The sequence below is a fragment of the Tenacibaculum sediminilitoris genome (assembly GCF_964513795.1).
Taxonomy (GTDB): domain Bacteria; phylum Bacteroidota; class Bacteroidia; order Flavobacteriales; family Flavobacteriaceae; genus Polaribacter; species Polaribacter sediminilitoris.
In genome coordinates this window covers 15,391-38,027 of sequence record NZ_CAZEQR010000005.1, presented here as the reverse complement: position 1 = coordinate 38,027, position 22,637 = coordinate 15,391, and the positions used below count along the sequence as shown (strand labels likewise).

Sequence of the window (22,637 nt, the reverse complement as noted above, 5' to 3'; positions counted from 1 at the left end):
ATGGAAAACACAAAAAATAAAATTAGAGTAATAACTAAAAACTTCAGAGCTATAAATAATGCTGACATAGTAATTGATGGCATAACAGTAGTCGCAGGAGAAAATGGGTGTGGAAAAAGCACACTCTCAAAGTTATTATACTATTTATATCGTACAATTTCTAACTATGATTCATTAGTATCTAGAAAACTTGATTCAGAATTAAATAGTGTTTATCGATTTTTAGATATTACGCTTATTGAAATTTCCAGAAGAGGCAAAAACAGATACTCTAGAACCGAACTATATAATGATTTATCGCATTTAAGAGAACGTACTAGATATTACAAAGTAGATCAAAACTTATTAAATGAATGGGTTGAGTTTATTGAAAGAGTAGAACTAGCAGTTACACTTAGTTCCATCCCAAATGATGCTTTTTACAAAAGATTAGATTACATAGCTGAGGATATAGTTATAGAAGAATCAAATTCTAAATCTTCAAATGACAAAAATCCTTTCTCAAAAATAAAAGGTTTAATAAATTTTCATTTCCAAAAAGCTTTTGGACAACTTGAAAACAGAACTACTAATCTTTTTAAGGAAGGATTAAGAAATGCTTTCCACGACACTAAACTTCCACAAACCTTCAGTGTTTTTGAACTTGGTAGCGAAATAGTATCATTAAATAAAAATAACCTTTCTATTCCTTACTCCATCCAAAACACTGTATACATAGACACTCCTATGACCATTGGAATAGATACCTTTGATAGTAATCACTGGGATGATTTAGAGAACGCACTTAGAGAACCATATAAGAAAAATAAAAATGAATTTTTCTCTAATTTGATTTCTAAAGAGATTATCAATGGTGACGTTGTCCTCGACGATTCTATTCTTGGCATGAATGATTTTGTATTCAAAAGACCTGATGGAAAAACATTTAACTTACTAGACTGTGCAACTGGCATAAAATCATTTAGTATAATCCAACTTTTGTTAAAAAACGGAACTATCAATAATAAGACACTTTTAATTATTGATGAACCTGAATCTCATCTCCATCCTCAATGGATTATCGAATATGCTCGCCTAATAGTTTTATTAAATAAGCATATTGGGGTTAGTTTTTTTATTGCAAGTCACAATCCGGACATGGTAAGTGCATTAAAAATTATAGCTGAAAAAGAAAAAACACTTGAAAAATTAAATTTTTATTTAGCTGAAAAAGAAAATAAAAAATCCAACCTTTACAATTACAAGGATTTAGGAACAGACATAGAACCTATATTTGAATCCTTTAATATTGCTCTAGACAGGATGGACTTATATGGCAGTGAAGATGAGTAATTTTAAATACAACAAAGAGTTAACAATAAAATATCCTCTTGCCGTTAATTACCCTAATATTCTTGAGGACATATATTCCATTTTAACTAAGGAAGGCTGTAATTCATCATCATCTTCCTTTAAGGATAAGGAAATAACAGTTATAGATGGAGATAAATTAGAAGGGGAAATTTCTAGAACAGCAGGTAGAAGACAATATAAATCAATTGATATTATTTTTATTATTGAAAATACTTTAGTTCGTAAAGAGACATTAATTCAACTAGTTGAATTAAAGTGTAATTGTACGACTTTTGCTTCTTTAGGCGACAAAAAAAGCTTTACACAAAAAGTTCGTGGGGCAGAATCTAACTTGGGGCAATTTACTCCAACATCTAATACTTACTATATTATTTTCGAAGATAATTATATACAACAAGCAAGAAGATATTTATTTAGGTCACACCCAGTTTTAAACAGTCAATTTAAAGCTATAAAAGCCAAACAACTTTTTGAGTTGTTTTTCAATTAAATACTCATCCAGTCTACCAAGCCTAATTACTTAAACTTTAACTTTAAATGCTATTTTATTTCTCACCTATTAAAACACCAAGAACTCAAATATTCCTTCCTCTAATGTTCATTTGATTGATCTTAACAGGGTTTCTTTTATCTCTAAAAATTATTAAACCAGTTCCTTATATACTTTCTAAGAGAAAAATAAACTATAATCAATATTAAAACTATGAATACAGCTGTAAAAATTTTTGATTGTAAATTGTCTGCTATTATTCTTAGATTTTCTGAGGGATTATTTTTTTGCATTAACATAGTTATAAGAAGTTAAAAATTTGATACTAAAATAACAAACCTATCCAAAACAGTCTAGTTATTAAACAACATATTTTTAGTACATTTGATTAAGTAAGAGACTTCTTACATTTTTAAGATTCGGTTTTATCCTTTCATTTTTCCAATCTTTGAGTCTTACCTTTACCCCAGGAACATTCTTTCTTGCCCTTTCTCCATTGACTGTAATTAATAACCTAACTGGAATCAACCCATCTTTATTGATCTTATCTTTTCGTAGTGTGAATGAATATTGCAATTTAATTTTCTTTAATTTAAGTTAACTTAACCCATTATATACCTAGAATTTTTTCATTAAAAAAAGGGGGTATAGGGGGATATTTGTTTCGTACAATTTAATTAATTTTGATTAAACACCACTAACAAAAAGTCTTTAATTACTGTATTACATAGAGTTAAATATTAAAAAACTGTATTAAACAAAAAAGGTAGCCCATGTGGGACCACCTTTAAAGCTTCACTTTTTGTGAAGCTTTTTTGTTTTCACTAATTAATATTAATGGAATTCTGTTAATTCATCTATTTTTTTAATCTTCTTTAACCTAAAACTCATTTCCAACACCCAAGTAATAAAAAAACGTATTTTTTTGTAAATTTAAAGCACTCCTCGAGAAGTATTTTTTTCACTCTGAAAAAATAAATTAACAAATCACAAACGACTTAACTTTACAGTACCTTTTAGATTAGTAAATGAAACTAAATTACAACTCTTCACAAACTAAAGTGCTCTTAGTAAACTTTTATCGCATAAACTTTATAAAGATGACTGCCATGACTACCAAAGAAACCGATTTTCATAAAAATACAAGCATATACACTACTAGAAAAGGTCCTCGAAAATCTTTTGGTACTTACTAGAGACTACATTACCTCAATCAACTTTAGTGTTAAAATTATAGCTATTTTAATTATAACCTCCTTTGTTTTACTAATTTTTTCAATGTTAGCTTCTAAGCCTAACAGCCTCTCATTTCTCAAAAGGTTCAAAAGAGATATTGTATCTAAATACAAGAAAAAGAGGAAAACTTATTTATGATTGGTATGCCTAGCGACAAAACTTTAGAAGAATTTGAAGGAGTGTCTAATAAAGTGTTGAAAAGCTAAGAGTTGCAAATAGGAAACCAAGCTCTAATTATGTATTTATTTAGAACTAACATATAGCCATTTTTTAGTGGGTCTACTCATTTTAATTTTAGTCTTGTTTTTTTGCAAATCTTTTATAATTTTTCCGAATTAGTATTACTGATAAGGGTAAATACTTTCTTTTAAAAGAAAATATTTAATTACCTCCCTATTTGTGAATGATAAATATCATTGTCCTTCAATTCTTGAATTAATAATTTAGAGGCTGTTTAATTCATTTTCTTACCTATGAAAGTACTTGTATATAGTTCAAAAAAAATTGAGATCCCTTATTTAGAAAAAGCGAACAAAGAAAAACATGAACTAACATTTATAAAAGAAGCTTTATCTTTAAAGACCGTAATGTTATCTACGGGGTATGATGCAATATCTATATTCGCAGCAGATGAAGCTAATGCTGTTATTCTTGAAAAACTAAATGAGTTAAACATTAAGCACATTACTTTAAGGTCTGCTGGATACGACAATATAGATTTAAAAGCGGCATCTAACCTAAACATAAAGGTTGCAAATGTACCTGCTTATTCACCTTATGCTATTGCTGAACATGCTACTGCATTATTATTAGCTTTAAATAGAAAACTGATAGAGTCTAATAAACGTATAAGTAATTTTAATTTTACTCAAGACAACCTTCTTGGTTTTGACTTAAACAACAAAACAATAGGCATTGTTGGAACAGGAAAAATAGGTTCGGTTATGTGTAAAATTATGCATGGTTTTGGGTGTAAGTTACTGGGATATGATATTAAGGAAAGTAAAAAATTAGTGAATTCTTATCAGTTGCAATATGCACCTTTAAAAACCCTATGTAAAGAGGCTGATGTAATTTCTTTGCACACACCTTTAACTACTGAAACTTATCACTTGATTAACGATAGCTTGATTTCTGAAATGAAGGAAGGTGTTATTATTATAAATACAGCTAGAGGTGCTATTATAAATACAGAACATATAATAGCAGGGTTAGAAAAGGGGAAAATTGGTGCTTTAGGTATTGATGTATACGAAAAAGAAAAAGGTGTTTTTTTTAGTAACGATTCTCAAAAAGCTCTTGAAGATCTTCTTTTAATGAAGTTAATAGCAATGCCAAACGTACTCATTACTGGCCATCATGCCTTTCTAACCAAAGAAGCGATAACCAACATTGCTGAAACCACTATTTATAATTTAAATTGTTGGCAAGAGAATAAAACAACAGAAAATGAATTAACTAATGTGTAGTGTTAAATAAAAAATTACCTTTTATAAATATTTTTTAAATACTTTTTATTTCTTTCTTCGTCTAATACCTCTAAATCATACCTTATCTCTATTTTCGTACCTATAGGTGCATAATAATAAATAACCCAAGCGTCTGCCTCTTTTGTTCCAATACAGCCATTAGAGTATGCTTTTCCTAAAGTTGTTGGATTAGTTGTTGGGTGTATCATTTGTCCATAGCGTAATCCATTTATTTCTGTTTCTATAAAAGGAATTTGAGGGAGCTTAGTTATTCTATTATCATCTCTTTTGGTTGTTAAGTACTCAAAGTTGTTAACTGGATTTGCATATCGTGGTTTACGAATATGATTTACTATAAAACCTTTTCCCGTTTTTGTTTTTAAATCCTCTACTCTATCGGACATTTTAAGATATTTCTCCTCATTTTTCCCTACTCTTATAGGAAAATCATACAACTTCAAAGAATCTTCATATATCTTAAGTCTAAATTCTGGAATGTTAATATCGATACTAGTTCTTTGAAAAGAATCGAGTATCTTTTTTGAAGTTATAGAATCAGGAATAACTATTAACGCTCCTTTGGGCAAGACAATCATTTTTTTCTGATCATAAACAAAAGAATCTATAGCTTTCATCCTATAATAATCAGTATTTTGAAGTGTATCTATAATCCAAGGATTTGACCTAACCAAAAGATGTTCTGTTAACATATAAGGAACTAACGAATCATACTTTTTAACAATAGAATCTAAATACTCAAAATAATTCTCAACAATAATGTTGTTATGAACTTTAACCACAACAGGCAAAGTAGATTGAAGTAAAACTTTATTATCTATTGATTTTTCCTTTGAAATTATATTTTTATCATCAGGAAAGTGTAGCTTTAAGATAATCAAAAAGGCAAGGACGGAAGTTATTTTAAATATCTTAAGCATTTTTTGATTTTATCTGTATTTACATATAATAAAGTCTTTATAATCATTGTGATTATTTAGTAAAGATAAGTTTGTTAGTAGCATTTTTAAATGACAATTATCAGTTTATAGCTTTCTTTAATTTTGTCTCTTGGTTAAACATAAAATGATTTGTAAGCCCCTCTACTGCTTCATTATAACCAATATTGAAAATTTCATTAAGATGTTTTTTATCAAAAATACCATACTTGCTTATCTCTTTAGGTGAAATTACCAGTGTACAGTCATTAAATTTCACATAATCATCCTTAAAATACTTTAGCCTAAAAGCACGTTTCATAACATTATGAGAATATTTTAAATCTTTAATTGTTATAGTATTAAAACCATTAACATAACTGCCTATTATAATATCGCATTCTGGTTTTAATAACTCCACAGGAAAGTTATTAAGAGTTCCTCCATCTATATAATAAGAGCTGTTAATTTTAACAGGAGCAAAAACACCAGGAAAAGCTGCAGATCCTAATACTGGTCTTATCAGTTCTCCTCTATTAAATGTTTTTAGAGTTCCATTTAAAATATCTGTCGCTGTAATTACTAATGGCTTTTTAAGATGACTAAAGCTGTCTTCATTTAAATAAGTATTAAACTGTTTATAAAACTTTTCAGTATCGATAAGCCCTGGTTTTCTAAATGCATATTTTTTAATATCAAATATTTGAACACTTTTAAAAAACTCTAACATCTCTTCCCAACCATAACCATAAGCATACAACGAACCAACTATAGCACCTACACTAGACCCAGAAATATGTGTTGGAAAAAGACCAAACTCTTCTAATGCCTTTATCGTTCCAACATGGGCAATCCCCCTACTGCCTCCACCTGAAAGAACTAAACCTATACTCATAACATATTTATTTAAAATTTTATACTTAAATTTATAATCAAAATATTTCATTTGAAATGATATCTATCAGTTTCACCATATGATTTTTATCATTTTGAACACCATTTGATTCAAATACATTTGATTATAACATTAAACCTAACTTATGCTACGCTTTGATGTCATGACTAAGCAGCTAAAGTCTTTTTTTATAGAGATTGGAGAATTATCTCTTTTTACCTCCCGTTTTTTTAAGGAAACCTTTAAACAGCCTTTTGAATTAAAGGAACTACTACAACAATGCTATCAAATAGGCAATCGTTCGTTACTTTTAGTGAGTATTACTGGTTTTATAATCGGATTAGTACTAACCTTACAAACTCGCCCTACTTTAATGGAATTTGGTGCTGTATCTTGGATGCCCTCTATGGTTAGCATCTCAATTGTTAGAGAAATAGGCCCAATTATTACAGCTTTAGTATGTGCAGGAAAAATAGGTTCTGGGATTAGTGCAGAATTAGGTTCTATGCGTGTTACCGAACAAATAGACGCAATGGAAGTATCTGGCATAAACCCTTTTAAATATTTAGTAGTTACTCGAATTTTAGCTGTTACTTTTATGCTCCCATTGTTAATAATTATAGCCGATACCATTGCCCTTTTTGGATCCTTTTTAGTTGAGAACGCAAAAGGAAATGTCTCTTTTGTATTGTTTTTTAATCAAGTACTAGATGCTTTGAAATTTGGAGATGTGGTTCCAGCCACAATAAAATCGTTCTTCTTTGGAGCTGCAATAGGGCTTATAGGTTGTTTTAAAGGTTATAATTGTAAAAAAGGAACCGCTGGTGTAGGTAAAGCTACAAACACAGCCGTAGTAACTGCATCTTTATTACTCTTTATTATTGATTTTATAGCCGTTTTTGTAACTGATATCTTTTTTGAATTATGAGTAAAAAAGTAGTTCTAGAAATTAAAGACTTATACAAAGCCTTTGGAGACAACCAGGTGCTTAAAGGATTTAACATGCAGCTTTATGAAGGTGAGAACCTTGTAATTATGGGAAGATCTGGCTCAGGAAAGTCTGTTATGATTAAATGTTTAGTTGGCTTAATAGAAGCTGATAAAGGAATTATTTCTGTAATGCATCATGATATTACTACCCTAAATCAAGAGGCCTTAGATGTTCTAAGAGCTGACATAGGCTTTTTATTTCAAGGAAGTGCTTTATATGATTCTATGACCGTACGTGAGAATTTAGAATTCCCATTACGTGGCCATACAAAAAAGAATGAAAAACTAATTGATACTGAAAAGTTGGTTGTTGAAGCTTTAGAAAATGTTGGACTGGCAACCGCCATAGATATGATGCCCTCTGAATTGTCTGGAGGGATGAAACGACGAGTTGCTTTAGCCCGAACACTTATCTTACAACCAAAAATTATTTTATACGACGAACCAACAAGTGGATTAGATCCTATTACTGCGAAAGAAATTATTATCTTAATGCAAGATATTCAAAAGAAATACAATACATCATCGCTTATTATTACCCATGATGTAGACTGTGCGCGAGTTATATCGGACAGAATGATATTACTTATTGATGGTATCGATTATGCAACTGGAACGTTTAAGGAATTATCCAATTCTAAAGACCCAAAAGTTAAAGCTTTTTTTAAATAAGTATCATGAAAAAAACAAACTCACAAAAATTTAGATTGGGATTATTTGTATCTATAGGCACCATTATTTTTCTTGTCGTTATTTATCTTATCGGACAACGACAAAGTATGTTTAAAAAAAACTTTACTATTAGTGCTTACTTTCAAAATGTTAATGGATTACAAAACGGTAATAATGTTCGTTATTCAGGAATTGATATAGGAACAGTAAAAGAAATAACCATGATTAACGATTCTACTATTAAAGTAGATATGGTTATTGACAAAAAAATAGCTGGTCATATACATAAAGATGCAGTAGCAACAATAGGCTCAGATGGACTCGTAGGCAATATGCTTGTAAACATAGTGTCAGGAGAAAGATTAGAGACAGCAATTAGCAATGGTGATGTTATTAAGTCTTCCAATAAGCTTGGAACTGATGATATTTTAAACACCTTAAATATTACCAATAAAAATGCTGCAAAACTTACTGTAGATCTTTTAAAAATAACCAATAAATTATTAGAAGGAAAGGGTGCTTTAGGTGTTTTATTAAATGATACGCTTTTGGCTAAAGATTTAAAACAATCTGTTGACAATCTTAAAAAAGTAAGCCAGGGAGCATCAAATACTGTTAACGAATTAAACCATATGATAGTTTCGTTAAAAACAAACGATGATACCGTTTTAGGCATGTTAATGAATGATACGATTTCAGGCAACAAACTAAAAACTGTTGTAGCCAATTTAGAAGTTTCAAGCTCAAAAGTTGATAGCCTTATTGGTAATATTAATGTTTTAGTTCGCGATGTTAACTCTAGTAAAGGTGCTTTTAATTATATCACAAAAGACACTTCCTTAGTAAATAGTCTAAAATCTACACTTAAAAATATAAATGAAGGAACAGAAAAATTTAATGAAAACATGGAAGCTTTTAAGCATAATTTTTTAACACGAGGTTATTTTAGAAAATTAGAAAAGGAAAAGAAAAAAGCTGAAAAGAAATCAAACAACTAATGCATTCCTTTTTTAGGAGAGCTATATTGTTATAAGTAAATTATTTTTTCTTTTTGGAGTCAGTACTCTTAAAACCAATTCTTCTTCTCGACTCTTGGTCTTTTTTTTCCAATTCTTCCTCCAACATTTTATACCTGCTTATATCTTTAATCGTTACAACTACTGCTGCTATATTATTTTCATTATCAATTATAGGTCTTCCACTCAATAAAACCCTTCTAATATCATTCGTCTCTTTGTTCATTAATAACACATCAATGTCGTTGGTAATCTTACCTCCCAAAGCTTGTTCTGCTGGAAGATTTTGTGCTGGAAAAGTCCTCCCTCCATGTGGGTTTAACACTTTAAAATGATCTGAAAAATCTATAGATATTTTAGAATCATCTTCTATCCCAAAAAGCTCATTTGCTACCTCATTGGCCAATATAACCTGTTTATTGGTATTCGCAACTAATACTCCATCACTAATATTTTCTAGAATCATGTTTAATTTTTGTTGATTCTCATATAATTCATTCATTCTTCTTTCATTCTCTTCTTGAAGTATTAGATCTTTGGTAATATCTCTTACAACAGCATACAATCTTCCTGTATTCATATCAGAAGTAGCATTCCAAGACAACCATTTAACACTTCCGTCTTTACATATCCATCGATTGTTAAAACTTACTAGATTAGCTCCACTTTCTAATTTTTTAATAGCTTCTTCTGTCATTTCAAGGTCATCAGGAAAAATATAATTAGCAAATGGATTGCTTATCAGTTCCTCTGTAGTATATCCTAAAAGGTTGCTTAATGATGGATTTACTTTTAGAAACCTCTTATTAGAGGCAATAACAAGACTGTCTATTGAAATATTAAAGAAAGTATCTGCTGCTTTTTGTGACTCTGTAATTACCTTCCTTTCAGTAATATCTGTAGAAATGTTCCCAATGGCATATACCCTATTGGAAATGTCAAATAAAGGAAATTTAACAGATAAATATGTGTGTGGCCCATCAGATTGTTCTACTATTTCTTCTATTTGAATTTCCTCCCCTGCTTTTATGACCTCTAAATCAGCTTCAAGATACCTATCTGCAATTTCTTTAGGTAAAATATCGTGGTTCGTTTTTCCTATTAAATTTTTCTCTGACCCCCCAAAAAAAGATTGATACTTCTCATTTACCAATATATATTCACCATTTATCTTTTTTACAGAAATAGCATTAGCCGTATTGTTTATTATTGATTGTAATAATTTTTGGCTCTTTAAAAGCGCTGCTTCCGATTTCTTTTTAGCTTTGAGTTGTGCTTTTAAAATAAAGAACACTGTTGTAAGCATCCCTAAAATAACAATTATTAATGCCAATGAAATCCAATTCCACAAACTACTACCAGTAGCATTCATTTGTTTCCAATAAATGACACCAAGCACTATAACCATTATACTATTTATGATGTAACCGTAGAGGTTTTTTCTTTCTAATGGGATTTTCATTTATATTCTATTTTAACATATCAATGTATTGAGCTTCGGTAATACCTAAAATGACAAATATTACCTAAACCACTATATATCAGTAAATTTACATAAATAATCATTACCAATATTTCTTTCTATACATTCTTTATATATGACGAATATCATTTCAAATAAAAAAAGTTCATTTTACCTTAGTTACCAATATCATGATTAATATAACATATATACTACAAAATTTAATACCATGAAAAAATCAATAATTCTTTCATTAATATTTGGATTCCAATTGCTAATTAGTTGTAATCAAAAACCAGATGTAGATAAGATTCTTGAAAATCAAGAAACAAAAGAGAGAATTTTTAAATCTATTGCAAAAGATCATGAATACATGACAGAATTCATGGAGACTATATACAATAATGAACATGTAATACAAATGATAATGCATAATAATATGATGATGAATAACATCATGGGAAATAAAAATATGATGCACCAAATAATGAATGACAGTATTAAGATACATAACATGTTGCAAATGATGCATCAAAAAGGTATCATAAGTAATGAATGCTTACAATCTTGTCTGGAAAATATGAGCACCAAGAATATTTCGAATGATAAAAAATAACAACATACCTCCAAAAAGTATTTAACTAAAAAATAGAAATCATGCATTACTACAGATATTACTTTGACATACATGTTATATGGTGGTTTTTATGGATTATTTTTATTATCTGCCTGTTCGCGATATCATACAATCTCTCCTTTCCAAAAACAAAAAAGGATAGTTCGTTAGGTATTTTAAAAAAACGCTTCTCGAAAGGTAAGATTTCAAAGGAAGTTTATGAAGAAGATAAAAAGATTTTAACGTCTGGTAAATAGATTATCCTTTAATTAAAAACAGAAAAAGCACTAAAATGAATTACCTACAGCGAGAGTTTCACTTATTTGTAGCACAAATATTCCCTGACCTCCTTAAATCAAAAGAAAAAAAAGATAAGGAAACTTTCAATAAACTAATATTGAAAGTTTTACCAAGTATTAGAAAGTACGTTAAACAGCGATTAGTTGCCGCTATTAAAAAAGGGCATTTTTCTAAAAACAAGTACAAGCCCGACGATTTTGTCGACCAACTATTTATAGAAGTTTATGAACATATCGAAGAAGTAAAAAAAGCCGAAGACTTCTATTTGTGGCTTTTTCGAAAAACCAATCAATTATTAGAAAACATTATCGAAGAAGAAGAATTTGATGAGCTCTTTTTTAAAAATATTGATGATTACTCTAAACTTGAATGGGATGAAATGGAAGAAAAATTTAGTGCTGATGCTGAAGGTGATTTATTAATGATGGATGAATTAGACGACAGCTCTTTCCATAAGAATGATTATACTTTAAATCATGTTTTTGTTGAAGACGACGAACAAAATTATATAGACAAACTTGATAAAGAATTAAGCGACGCTAAAACACAAAAACATATGCAGATGATACTACACAAATTTCCGTTACATATGCAATCAGTTTTTGAGCTTTATTCTAAGTATAATTTTAATGTAGATGAAATTTCAATAATTAAAGGGATTACCCAAAAAGAAGTAAATCGATTAATAGAGGAAACAAGAAACGAATTACGAAAGAGCTTTTTTAATAGGTACTTAACTGATGATATATAATACCAATATAGTAAAATAAAAATAGCAGCTTTACAAGCTCTTATACATGATATAAATCATTTGTACTAAAACACCAGTTCTACTTTTGTTTTATAAGCATCTTGGTTATTACTCTAATTTTAGGTAAATTAAACCCATTATCAAACTAACTTAACTATCATGTTTCAACAAGATCAAGATATTTTTGATATTCTTTTGGGTTCAATTTCTGAAGGTGTTATAGTAGTTGATAGTTATCAGAATATTGTTGAGGTAAATGATGCTACTGAAAAAATGTTTGGTTACAACAAAGGGGAACTTATAAAGCAACCTCTTAATACTTTAATTCCCAAAAACCATCATAAAGAACATCAAACTCATTTTAAAAGCTTTATGAAACAACAGGAAAATCGTCAAATGGGGCAAGGTAGAGATATTTCTGGTGTCCGAAAAGATGGTAGTATATTTCCTGTAGAAGCGGGGTTAAACCCTTTTTATATTTATGGAAAAAAATATGTTATGGCATTAGTTATAGACATTTCAACCCGTAAAGAGCAAGAACAAAAAATTAAATCATTAAATGAAAACCTAGAAAAAAAAGTATCAAAAAGAACCTATGAATTAAAAAATATGATTCTTGCATTGGAAGCTGAAAACAAAAAACGTATTAAGGCTGAAAAAGAAGCTAAATTGGCACTAAAAAAAGAAAAAGACCTTAATGAGCTAAAATCAAGATTTCTATCTTTAGTTTCTCATGAATTTAAAACTCCTCTAAGTAATATTCTAACCTCCGCTATACTATTAAGTAAATATAAACTAACAGAACAGCAAAAGAAACGTGACAAACATATTAAAATCATATCAGGTAAAGTACATTACCTCAACAACATATTAAATGACTTCTTAACTATGGAGAGGCTTGAAAAAGGTAAGATAAAATATTCTCCAAGTACATTTAAATTAAGTAAAGTGGTAAACGAAGTTGTTTATAACGCTAATATGCTATTGAAAGAAGGGCAAAAGATTAATTACCCAAAAGATATAGACTCTTTTTCTTTATATCAAGATGAGAAAATTGTAGAATTAGCGTTATCAAACTTGATACATAATGCCGTAAAATACTCGTCAGAAAATACTGAAATAAACATCTCAATTACTCAAGATGATACTAAAACAGTATTTAAAGTAAAGGACAACGGTATAGGAATTCCCCAAGAAGACAAAAAAAATATATTTAACCGTTATTTTAGAGCAAAAAATACTTTACATACTCAGGGAACAGGTATTGGGTTAAATATTGTCAAAAACCATATGGAAAATTTAAATGGTAAAGTTTATTTTGATAGTACAGAACAAAAAGGAACTGTTTTTACTATAGAACTACCTAACAGTACAAAATCATGAAAAAAGTACTATTAATAGAGGATGATGTTATTTTAAGAGAAAACACCTCAGAACTATTGGAACTCTCAAACTACGAAGTAATAACTGCTTCTAATGGAAAAATTGGTTTAGATAAAGCTATTAAAGTGCTTCCTGATATAATTGTTTGCGATATTTTAATGCCAGAAATGGATGGTTATAGTGTGTTTCAAGAACTAACAAAGCATAACACAACAAAACATATTCCATTCGTTTTTCTATCGGCAAAAACTGAACGACAAGACATAAGAAAAGGTATGAATATGGGAGCTGATGATTACCTTACCAAACCTTTTAATGAAGAAGAACTTATCAATACAATAGAAAGTCGTATTGCAAAAGCTACTATACTAAAGGAAGAAAGAGAAATGTCTCAAAATAATACACATAATAACATAGAAGAAATACAAACCTTAGGTGATTTAAAAGCTTTTTTAGAGAAAAATGGTTCCCTTCATAATTACAAGCAAAATGATATAGTTTATAAAGAAGGAGACAATTCTAACTTAATTTACTTAGTCTTAAAAGGCATTATTAAATGCTATAAACTTGACGAACAAGGAAAGGAATTAATTACTGAATTATATAAAGAAAATGATTTATTTGGATACTCCTCTTTTACCCAAAACATTCCATACCAAGAAACAGCTACGGCAATAAAAGATGCCCAAGTAATAAGTATTCCTAAAAGTGAGCTTAAAAACATTTTAAATAAAAACCATAAAGTAACTTTAGAACTCATGCAACTGTTAACAGATAGTCTTAAAGGCATGAAAAATCAATTACTACAAATGGCATATAGTTCTGTACATAAAAAAACAGCATCAACCATTCTTAAATTTGCTGAAAAACTAAATCGTAAACCAGAAGACCCTATAAGTATTTCACGAAGTGATTTAGCTAGTGTTGCTGGAATTGCCACCGAAACTTTAATCAGAACAATGTCTACCTTTAAGAAACAAGGTATAATAGAAATTGAAGGGAGAAATATCAAAATCGTAGACATTGAAAAACTTCAATATCTCTGTTAATTTTTTTAGTATAAATACGGTCATGACCAATATCATTTTTTGAAAAATATTTTCCTTTTAGATTTACTCTGATAAAAGAGGAATTTAAATAATGAAGAATATTTTATTTCTAACAGATTTTTCTGAAAATTCATGGAATGCGTTAAAATATGGACTTGATTTTTTTGCTGAAACAAGCTGTAATTTTTACATACTATATGTTAATAACAATATAAGTGGCTACCAAGAAGAAAATATGCTTTGGTTCGACCCAAAAAACATAGAAGACACTCACACAAACCCAGCAAAGAAACAATTAAAAAAAATATTAAAACGAATTTCTAAAGAAGTATCTCATAACAGAAAACATAGGTTTTATACACTTACTAATTATGGCTTTTTTATAGAATCTGTACGAAAACATGTTTTAGAAAAAAAAATAACCCTAATAGTTATGGGTACTCAAGGAGCTACAGCCTTAAAAGAGTTTATTGTTGGTAGTAATACTGGAGATGTTATAACCAAAGTAAAATGTACCACATTAGTGGTTCCTAAAAATGCTACATATTCAGCATTAAGAGAAATGGCTTTCCCAACTGATTTTGCTATTTCGTATGATATACAAACTTTACAACCCATTTTAGACATTTTAAAAAGTAATAATTCTTGCTTACGAATTCTTCATATCGGTCATAAAGAAGAGCAATTAAACACGGATCAAAAGGCTTGCAAAGAATTAATGGGTGATTTTTTTGATGGCTTTAATTATAGCTATCACTTTTTAACCAATAAGAAAGTAGAAAAAGGAATACAATGCTTTGTTGAAAGTAGAAACATTAACATTATAGCAATGGTTGCCAAGAATTTAAATTATTTCCAACAAATTCTATTTCATACTAAAACTGAACAAATAAGTTATCATACAGATATTCCTTTTTTGGTTCTTCATGAATAACATTTATAAAAATTAATCAATAATTATTTGATTATATATATTAAAAATTAACTTATACATGAATACGAATACACTTACCAACAATGCTATTCAAATTCTAGAAAACCGCTACTTATTAAAAGATGAGAAAGGGAAGCTAATAGAATCTCCCAATGAAATGTTTATACGAGTAGCAAAACATATTTCAAGTTGTGAAAAGAAAAAGACTTTTTACGAACAACAGTTTTACATCCTTTTAAGCAGTTTAAAATTTTTGCCCAACTCTCCTACACTTATGAATGCTGGAAGTAAAAAGGGGCAATTGAGTGCTTGTTTTGTATTACCTATAGAAGATAGTATGGATAGTGTTTTTACTACCTTAAAAAACGCTGCGCTAATACACCAAAGTGGAGGTGGTACAGGGTTTAATTTTTCTAAGTTGCGCCCCAAAGAAGACTTAGTTAGCTCTAATAGTGGTACATCATCTGGACCAGTTGCTTTTATAAAAATATACGATGCCGCCACAGAGTATGTAAAACAAGGAGGAAAACGAAGAGGTGCCAATATGGGAGTTCTAAACATTAATCATCCTGATATTGAAATATTCATAAAGTCAAAGTCTTCAAAAAAGGCGATTGAAAATTTCAACATTTCTGTAGGAATTCCTGATGCTTTTATGATTGCTCTAGAGAATAATCAAAATTGGCAATTGATTAATCCTAGAACAAAAAAGGTTAGTAAAACAATATCTGCTCAATTACTTTGGAAACTTATCGTTAATGAAGCTTGGAATACAGGAGACCCTGGAATAATTTTTTTAGACACAATAAATAAAAATAACCCTACACCAACCATTGGGTATATAGAAGCTACAAATCCCTGTGGTGAAGTTCCTTTATTAAACTATGAAAGCTGTAATTTAGGTTCTATAAACCTGTCAAAAATGGTTACAGTAAAGAATGATAATTATATTTTAGACTGGAACTCTCTTTCTGAAACCATTCATCTAACCATTCGTTTTTTAGACAATGTTATTACAACCAATTATTATTTACTACCAGAAATTGAAGCTATTACAAAATCTAACAGAAAAATTGGCTTAGGAGTTATGGGATGGGCTGAATTATTAATTTTATTAGAAATATCGTATGCTTCAAAAAAAGCACTAAGTTTAGCAGAAACTCTGATGCGTTTTATTAAAAATGAAAGTTACAAAGCTTCTGAAAATTTAGCTAAGGAAAAAGGGGCATTCCCTAATTGGAGTAAAAGTACGCTTACCAAAACTCCCATAAGAAATGCTACCTGCAATAGTATTGCCCCTACTGGAACCATTTCTGTAATTGCAAATACAACATACTCTATTGAACCTTTATTTGCTTTAGCTTATAAAAGAGTAGGCATCCTTAATAATCAAACTCAAATTGAAATAAATGAGCCCTTTATTAGAAAAATGAAAATGTTAAATCTTTGGAATAACAAACTCAAAAAGGAAGTGTTGGAAAAAGGAAGTATTAAAAATATAAATTCAATTCCTGAAAAAGTGAAATCTATTTTTCAAACTAGCTTAGAAATTCCTTGGCAATACCACTTAAAACATCAAAAAATATTTCAACAGTATACAGATAATGCCGTTTCTAAAACCATTAATTTACCTGAACAAGCCACTATAAATGACATTTCAAAAATTTATAAAACAGCTTGGAAATATGGACTTAAAGGTATTACCATTTATAGATATGGAGCTAAAAAGCATCAAGTGCTTCAAAAGTGTAATTTAAACACTAGCAAATATTGTTAGCATAGTAAACCTGATATATATCATGGCTGACCTTTATTCTATAGTGTATTTTTAAGCTATTAATTAAAAAGAGGCATTATGAAAAAAATATTAATTCCTACAGATTTTTCAGAGAACTCTTGGAATGCCATAACATACACCTTACAATTATTCAAGGATGAAGATTGTGTATTTCATTTACTAAACACCTACACACCTATAATTTTTCAATACGATTATACAAGTGCAAGTATGTCTCAGCTCAGTTTGATTGATACCATGAGAGATGTTTCGGAAACTAAACTTAAAGAATTTATCGAAAGAATACAGCAACAATTTAATAATCCAAAACACCGTTTTACATCTTCTTCAGTATTTAACACGTTACCTTTAGAAATTAGTAAGCTATGCAACGATAATGTAATAGACATGATAACCATGGGTACCAAAGGAGCCTCTGGAGTTAAGGAGGTTTTATTTGGTTCAAATACAATACACGTTCTAAAAAATGCCAAATGCCCTGTATTAGCTATACCTAGTGAATTTCCTTTTGAAACTCCCCATGAAATATTATTTCCTTCAGACTATGGAATTAATTTTCAAGAAAAGCACGTACAACCTATCATAGATATTGCTTCTATATATCATTCAAGAATTAATATATTAAATGTACGTTACGAACATGAACTATCGGAACAGCAAAAACATAATCGTGAAAAATTAGAGACATTTTTTAAACATATAGCTCATCTTTTCCATGATATAAAAAACCAAAATATCGCTGATGCTATTACAAATTTTCAACTAAAAACACGTATAAATTTACTAATGATGATTAATAATAAACATTCATTTTTTGAAAACTTATTTTTTAAATCAACAATTAACCAAATAGGTTTTCATCTAACCATTCCTTTTTTAGTAATTCCCAATTAAAATAGGAGTGCTATAAACATACTATCCATCTATATAAAGAAACTCTTTCAACCAAAAAAAGAACCTTAATTAACTGATAAATATCATTTTAAAAAAGACATTATATTGATAACTTAGTTGTCCAAATCAAGTTTAACCTTAAAATTAACAATTATGTCACTTATTAAATTTAACAACAAGAGAGAACTATTTCCCTCATGGACAAATGAGGGCTTAAGAAATTTTTTAAATACTGATTTTTTTGAAGAAAATAGTTTGATGCCCGCTATGAACGTTAAGGAACATGACGGAAATTTTGAAATCGAATTTGCTGCCCCAGGGCTTTCTAAAAAAGACTTCGAAATAACTATTGATAATAATATGCTTAACGTTTCTGGTGGAAAAAAACACGAGGTCGAAGAAAAAGAAGAAGATTATACTCGTAAAGAGTTTAGTTACAACTCTTTTAAACGATCTTTAAGCTTGCCTGAATCTATTAATACAGATCAAGATGTTAAAGCTATTTACGAAAACGGTATTTTAAAGCTAAACCTTCAGAAGAAAAAAGGAATCGATGAAAAACCCAAAAAAATTATTGAAGTACAATAAGAAAGTGAAGTAAAAAGTAGCCCTTTATGCTGCTTTTTACTTTATTAACCTAAATCCAAAGCTATGAAACTAAAACATACACTAGCAAAGTATGTAGAATGTTTAATCTAAATTACCCTACCAAAATTTACTATTAAAATTATTGATATTGTAGACCCAAAATCTACCGACGAAACAATTAATGACTATGTTAACTTAGTAATCAAGGCTTTAGAAAAGCTGCAACTTATTGCTCCTAAAACAGTATTGCAAAAAACATCGAAACAACTTCAATTAATTCATTAACTATTTTATTTATAAGAGCTACATTGGCTCGTTGAGCACCATGTCATTGGATAACAAAAAACTCGAGGTTGAAATTCAACCTCGAGTTTTTTATAAATATATATTACATTTATTCATTTAATCTCTTTTTATCAGATTTAGCAATTTTTTTTATCGTATCAAAAAGTGTTTCTTTTAAATCTTGATAACCTTTTAAAAACTCATTAACCTCTATAATCAATCTTCTATGTTCATTTTTATAAACCTCTTCTTCAATTACCTGATCTACTCCATCTACCATTACCTCTAACCCTCTCTCATGTGCTTGAACAATCTTAATCAAGTCATCAGTTTTCTTTCTTGAACTACTTAAAGATTCTACTATTTTAGTAGTTTTATTAAATTGATTTGGAGCTATCAATTCAAAAATGTATTTTCTAATTAAATCTTCAAAAAACAGTTGTTCATCCTTTAAAAAAGTAAGCTCTGATAACCATTGTTTTGAGGCTAAGTGCATATCTTCTGCACTAAACCATTCTACAAGTTTTAATTGTGTTTTTGTTGTTTTCATCGAGTTAGTCTTTAAGTTTAAACATTTCACATCACACAGTTAACTCTTTTATAACATGTAATTTAGGAATGATCACATTCCATTTTTTTTCTTTTTGTATTTTTAATCTTAAAGCATCCAAAGCTGTTTGTTCTCCATGCACAAGAAACACTTCTTCTGGTATATTTTTTATTTCACTCAACCAATTCAGCAAGTCTTGTTGGTCTGCATGCGCAGATAAACTCTCTATATTTCTCACCTTTGCTTTCACAGGAAAATATCGTCCAAAGAATTTTATTTCATGACATCCTTCCTCCAATTGTCTTCCTCTTGTTCCTTCTGCCTGATATCCTACTAATAAAATAGTAGTTGTCGGTTCATCTATCAATTGACTTAAATAGGTTAAAACCCTACCTCCTGTCACCATTCCGCTTCCTGCAATTATTATTTTCGGTCTGGAATCATCTATAGTTTCCCAAGTTTCTCTATACGACTCAATAATATTCATGTAACTACACATCGCTTTATACTCATCCATAGGTAGTTTATGCCATTGAGGATATCGTTCAAAAACTTCTAAAACATTATTCCCCATAGGGCTATCAACAAAAATTGGAATACCTGGAATTTTATTTTTCTTATAGAGTTTCCACAAGATATACATCAATATTTGCAAGCGTTCTACTGCAAAACTGGGAATTATTAAATTCCCTTTATTCAAAACCACCTCCTCTATAAGCTCTGATAAAATTTCTTCAATATCTTCTTGTGGGTGTAACTTATGACCATACGTGCTTTCTAAAAAAAGATAATCTGCCCATCGTGGTTTTTTGGGTTCTTCTAATAAATAATCATTTACCCTACCAACATCTCCAGAAAACACAAATCTTTTTTTGTTAATCTCCAACTCAATAAAAGTAGCTCCTATGATATGTCCATTGTATTGAAACCTATACGATATCTCTTTTGATAAAGATTCCCATTTTCCTTCTTCTTTTGGTTCAAATAATTCTATGGTTTTTTCTGCTTCAGTTACCGTATAAAAAGGTAACACAGGGTTGTGTTTACTATAGTTTTCTTCAGCAGCCTTTTGTGCTTCTTCTTCATGAATTTTTGCACTGTCTTTTAAAATAATTTTTGCAATTGCCAATGTAGGGCTTGTTCCTATTATTTTTCCTCTAAACCCTTGTTTATATAGCCTTGGTAAAAAACCTACATGATCTAAATGTCCGTGAGTTAACAATACTACATCAATCTTTTCTACATTAAAGGGAAGCTCTTTCCAATTCAGCTCTCTTAGTTCTTTGATTCCTTGAAACATACCGCAATCAATCATAAGCTGTTTATCAAAAGCTTCAATCAAGAATTTAGAACCGGTAACCGTACCAGCCGCTCCTAAAAAGTGAACTTTTGCTAAGTTGAGCATATTTATAGAGTTTTAACTATTACATAATTGATCTATTTCTGTGAGAATTCTTTTTTTTCTCATATCTGAAACTCCTAAATGATCTAAGTAAAAATTATCTTTTATCAGCTCTCTACACAACACTATATCTCTATTCAATAAAAACTGTTTTTCTCTTTTAGTTAATAGTGTAGATACAGTAATAGGGTACAGTCCTAAACGGTCAATTATATCTTTTAAACTATTCTTACTTGGGTAATCCCAACTTAACAAATACAAGCCTACACAATTACCATATTGAATGGCGTCTTTTGTAAAACGGGTGTTGGTTACTACCCAACCTTGAGTTAAGGTGGTTTCATGCTTTTTAAATGTGTTCCAATAATTTTTTACATCTTGATAACGAGAACGTATATATAGCGGAATTTTAATATTGCATACAAGTCCTCTTTCGCTATGAAACTTACATTCTACAACTGTAGTTTCATTATTTTTATGTGCCAAAACATCAACTTCATGTTCCACACATTCACCTTGCAAAATTGCTCCAACCGTAACTTTATATCCAGAGAACTTTAAAATAGTTCCTATAAAATGTTCAAAAGGAAAACCAGTGGGTCCTAATTCGTATATCGCTTTTTTTAATTTATATTTCGAAGCTAATACTGTCTTTTTTTTCTTTAACAAAGCGAAAGCTCTATTATAAATTTCTTTGGTAGTAATTCCTTCATATAACTCTTCTTGAACAGTTTGTAGAATATATTCTATTACTTCATCATTTGCCCCCGTTCTTTTAAGAGATTTTTTTAGCTTAGCTAATGAAAATTGTACCACCTCACCTGAAGCTTTCACAATTGATATTTTATTTGAACTAGTTTTCATTTTCAAAAAAATCTCTAACCAAAGCCTTTACTTGATTATCTGTCATACTATCAACTCTTTGCACTTTTTTAACCTTGGCATTTAACTCTTTATATGAAGTTTCTAACTCTTTCTTAAACTTTTCAAAAGTTTCTGCAGGACCAAAAATAGCTAATGAATCAGCCTTATCTACTTCTTCTACGAGATTACTAAAGTATTCTTTTGTTTGATGTTTTTCTCTTTCTAAGTACTTACTATCTTGAACTACATCTTGCGGACCTCCTTTAAATCGTGTTCCAGAACCTCCATGAATATGAAATGTTTCAATATTAGATTCTATTTTTTTCATATTCTCTATCCCATTTTCAATAGTTATAACAAGAGCTTTCTCTTTGTCTAACCAAACACCAATATTTTTCATTGTTTTATTTTTAGTTTCTTAAATCATGTAATACTAACACAGGTACTTTTAACATATACCCTACTTCTTTTACTAATGGTTTTGAGAATATAGTATCAAAAAACACGTGTTTTTTGTTTATAAAAGCTACCATATCACACTCTCTACTTTCATAAAACATTTTATCCCCATAAAAACAGTAAATGAAAAAGAATGCTTTAGTTTTTCATAGCACCCATGTAACATCTCTTTGTTTTTTTTTGATGTACATTTCTATACCGTCGTTATTAGTAATATGTAATACTATTAAAGAAGTATTACAGGCT

At 29.5% G+C, this 22,637-nt stretch carries 22 protein-coding genes; 14 read left to right on the top strand and 8 right to left on the bottom strand.

Features of this window, described 5'->3' with window-relative positions:
- Positions 1-1,332, top strand: coding sequence for an AAA family ATPase (locus ACKTSW_RS02285; RefSeq protein WP_408023656.1), 1,332 nt, complete (start codon positions 1-3; stop codon positions 1,330-1,332).
- On the top strand, positions 1,325-1,843 hold the full coding sequence (locus ACKTSW_RS02280) for a hypothetical protein (protein WP_408023655.1): 519 nt from the start codon (positions 1,325-1,327) through the stop codon (positions 1,841-1,843). The genes ACKTSW_RS02285 and ACKTSW_RS02280 overlap by 8 nt, the downstream gene beginning before the upstream one ends.
- Before the next feature lie 375 nt (positions 1,844-2,218).
- Here ACKTSW_RS02280 and ACKTSW_RS02275 read toward each other — a convergent pair whose 3' ends face one another.
- Positions 2,219-2,419, bottom strand: coding sequence for an Arm DNA-binding domain-containing protein (locus ACKTSW_RS02275; protein ID WP_408023654.1), 201 nt, complete (start codon positions 2,417-2,419; stop codon positions 2,219-2,221).
- Positions 2,420-3,552: 1,133 nt separating this feature from the next.
- Between ACKTSW_RS02275 and ACKTSW_RS02270 the strand changes: the two genes are divergently transcribed.
- Positions 3,553-4,548 carry a 2-hydroxyacid dehydrogenase gene (locus ACKTSW_RS02270; RefSeq protein ID WP_408023653.1) on the top strand — a complete coding sequence of 332 codons (996 nt, stop codon included), beginning with the start codon at positions 3,553-3,555 and terminating at the stop codon, positions 4,546-4,548.
- 14 nt (positions 4,549-4,562) lie between these two features.
- Here the strand turns inward: ACKTSW_RS02270 and ACKTSW_RS02265 are convergent, their stop codons facing one another.
- Together ACKTSW_RS02265 and ACKTSW_RS02260 are read right to left on the bottom strand one after the other, a co-directional pair.
- Positions 4,563-5,486: a L,D-transpeptidase gene (locus ACKTSW_RS02265; RefSeq protein WP_408023652.1), complete on the bottom strand. Its 924-nt coding sequence runs from the start codon at positions 5,484-5,486 to the stop codon at positions 4,563-4,565.
- 100 nt (positions 5,487-5,586) lie between these two features.
- A complete protein-coding gene (locus ACKTSW_RS02260) occupies positions 5,587-6,378 on the bottom strand; it encodes a patatin-like phospholipase family protein (protein ID WP_408023651.1) in 792 nt (263 codons plus the stop codon).
- Positions 6,379-6,541: 163 nt separating this feature from the next.
- Here ACKTSW_RS02260 and ACKTSW_RS02255 point away from each other — a divergent pair, with 163 nt between their 5' ends.
- From ACKTSW_RS02255 to ACKTSW_RS02245, 3 genes are read left to right on the top strand one after another with little or no spacing between them, the layout of a single operon-like run.
- The gene (locus ACKTSW_RS02255; RefSeq protein ID WP_408023650.1) at positions 6,542-7,306 is read left to right on the top strand and encodes an MlaE family ABC transporter permease; all 765 of its coding nucleotides are present in this window, start codon (positions 6,542-6,544) and stop codon (positions 7,304-7,306) included.
- Positions 7,303-8,040: an ABC transporter ATP-binding protein gene (locus ACKTSW_RS02250; protein ID WP_408023649.1), complete on the top strand. Its 738-nt coding sequence runs from the start codon at positions 7,303-7,305 to the stop codon at positions 8,038-8,040. Before ACKTSW_RS02255 ends, ACKTSW_RS02250 begins: the two co-directional genes overlap by 4 nt.
- A 5-nt stretch (positions 8,041-8,045) precedes the next feature.
- Positions 8,046-9,038, top strand: coding sequence for an MlaD family protein (locus ACKTSW_RS02245; RefSeq protein WP_408023648.1), 993 nt, complete (start codon positions 8,046-8,048; stop codon positions 9,036-9,038).
- A gap of 40 nt (positions 9,039-9,078) precedes the next feature.
- Here ACKTSW_RS02245 and ACKTSW_RS02240 read toward each other — a convergent pair whose 3' ends face one another.
- Positions 9,079-10,518 (bottom strand): PAS domain-containing protein, encoded by a 1,440-nt coding sequence (locus ACKTSW_RS02240; RefSeq protein ID WP_408023647.1) that lies wholly within the window; start codon positions 10,516-10,518, stop codon positions 9,079-9,081.
- 229 nt (positions 10,519-10,747) lie between these two features.
- On the opposite strand from ACKTSW_RS02240, the gene ACKTSW_RS02235 reads away from it, so the two are divergent.
- The 8 genes from ACKTSW_RS02235 to ACKTSW_RS02200 all read left to right on the top strand — a co-directional run bounded on the left by ACKTSW_RS02235 (position 10,748) and on the right by ACKTSW_RS02200 (position 18,831).
- Complete coding sequence (locus ACKTSW_RS02235; protein WP_408023646.1) at positions 10,748-11,134, top strand: hypothetical protein; 387 nt, start codon at positions 10,748-10,750, stop codon at positions 11,132-11,134.
- Between the two features lie 292 nt (positions 11,135-11,426).
- The gene (locus tag ACKTSW_RS02230; protein ID WP_408023645.1) at positions 11,427-12,185 is read left to right on the top strand and encodes a sigma-70 RNA polymerase sigma factor region 4 domain-containing protein; all 759 of its coding nucleotides are present in this window, start codon (positions 11,427-11,429) and stop codon (positions 12,183-12,185) included.
- 159 nt (positions 12,186-12,344) lie between these two features.
- Complete coding sequence (locus ACKTSW_RS02225; RefSeq protein ID WP_408023644.1) at positions 12,345-13,568, top strand: PAS domain-containing sensor histidine kinase; 1,224 nt, start codon at positions 12,345-12,347, stop codon at positions 13,566-13,568.
- Positions 13,565-14,617 (top strand): response regulator, encoded by a 1,053-nt coding sequence (locus tag ACKTSW_RS02220; RefSeq protein ID WP_408023643.1) that lies wholly within the window; start codon positions 13,565-13,567, stop codon positions 14,615-14,617. Before ACKTSW_RS02225 ends, ACKTSW_RS02220 begins: the two co-directional genes overlap by 4 nt.
- A 91-nt stretch (positions 14,618-14,708) precedes the next feature.
- Complete coding sequence (locus ACKTSW_RS02215; RefSeq protein WP_408023642.1) at positions 14,709-15,551, top strand: universal stress protein; 843 nt, start codon at positions 14,709-14,711, stop codon at positions 15,549-15,551.
- 58 nt (positions 15,552-15,609) lie between these two features.
- Positions 15,610-17,328 carry an adenosylcobalamin-dependent ribonucleoside-diphosphate reductase gene (locus ACKTSW_RS02210; protein ID WP_408023641.1) on the top strand — a complete coding sequence of 573 codons (1,719 nt, stop codon included), beginning with the start codon at positions 15,610-15,612 and terminating at the stop codon, positions 17,326-17,328.
- A gap of 78 nt (positions 17,329-17,406) precedes the next feature.
- The gene (locus ACKTSW_RS02205) at positions 17,407-18,243 is read left to right on the top strand and encodes a universal stress protein (RefSeq protein WP_408023640.1); all 837 of its coding nucleotides are present in this window, start codon (positions 17,407-17,409) and stop codon (positions 18,241-18,243) included.
- A 153-nt stretch (positions 18,244-18,396) separates the two neighbouring features.
- Positions 18,397-18,831: an Hsp20/alpha crystallin family protein gene (locus ACKTSW_RS02200; protein ID WP_408023639.1), complete on the top strand. Its 435-nt coding sequence runs from the start codon at positions 18,397-18,399 to the stop codon at positions 18,829-18,831.
- A 394-nt stretch (positions 18,832-19,225) separates the two neighbouring features.
- Here the strand turns inward: ACKTSW_RS02200 and ACKTSW_RS02195 are convergent, their stop codons facing one another.
- From ACKTSW_RS02195 to ACKTSW_RS02180, 4 genes are read right to left on the bottom strand one after another with little or no spacing between them, the layout of a single operon-like run.
- Positions 19,226-19,666 (bottom strand): hypothetical protein, encoded by a 441-nt coding sequence (locus tag ACKTSW_RS02195; RefSeq protein WP_408023638.1) that lies wholly within the window; start codon positions 19,664-19,666, stop codon positions 19,226-19,228.
- A 31-nt stretch (positions 19,667-19,697) separates the two neighbouring features.
- The gene (locus tag ACKTSW_RS02190) at positions 19,698-21,071 is read right to left on the bottom strand and encodes an MBL fold metallo-hydrolase RNA specificity domain-containing protein (protein ID WP_408023637.1); all 1,374 of its coding nucleotides are present in this window, start codon (positions 21,069-21,071) and stop codon (positions 19,698-19,700) included.
- A 12-nt stretch (positions 21,072-21,083) separates the two neighbouring features.
- The gene (locus ACKTSW_RS02185; protein WP_408023636.1) at positions 21,084-21,932 is read right to left on the bottom strand and encodes a restriction endonuclease; all 849 of its coding nucleotides are present in this window, start codon (positions 21,930-21,932) and stop codon (positions 21,084-21,086) included.
- On the bottom strand, positions 21,922-22,332 hold the full coding sequence (locus ACKTSW_RS02180; protein WP_408023635.1) for a hypothetical protein: 411 nt from the start codon (positions 22,330-22,332) through the stop codon (positions 21,922-21,924). The genes ACKTSW_RS02185 and ACKTSW_RS02180 overlap by 11 nt, the downstream gene beginning before the upstream one ends.
- Positions 22,333-22,637: the final 305 nt, after the last annotated feature.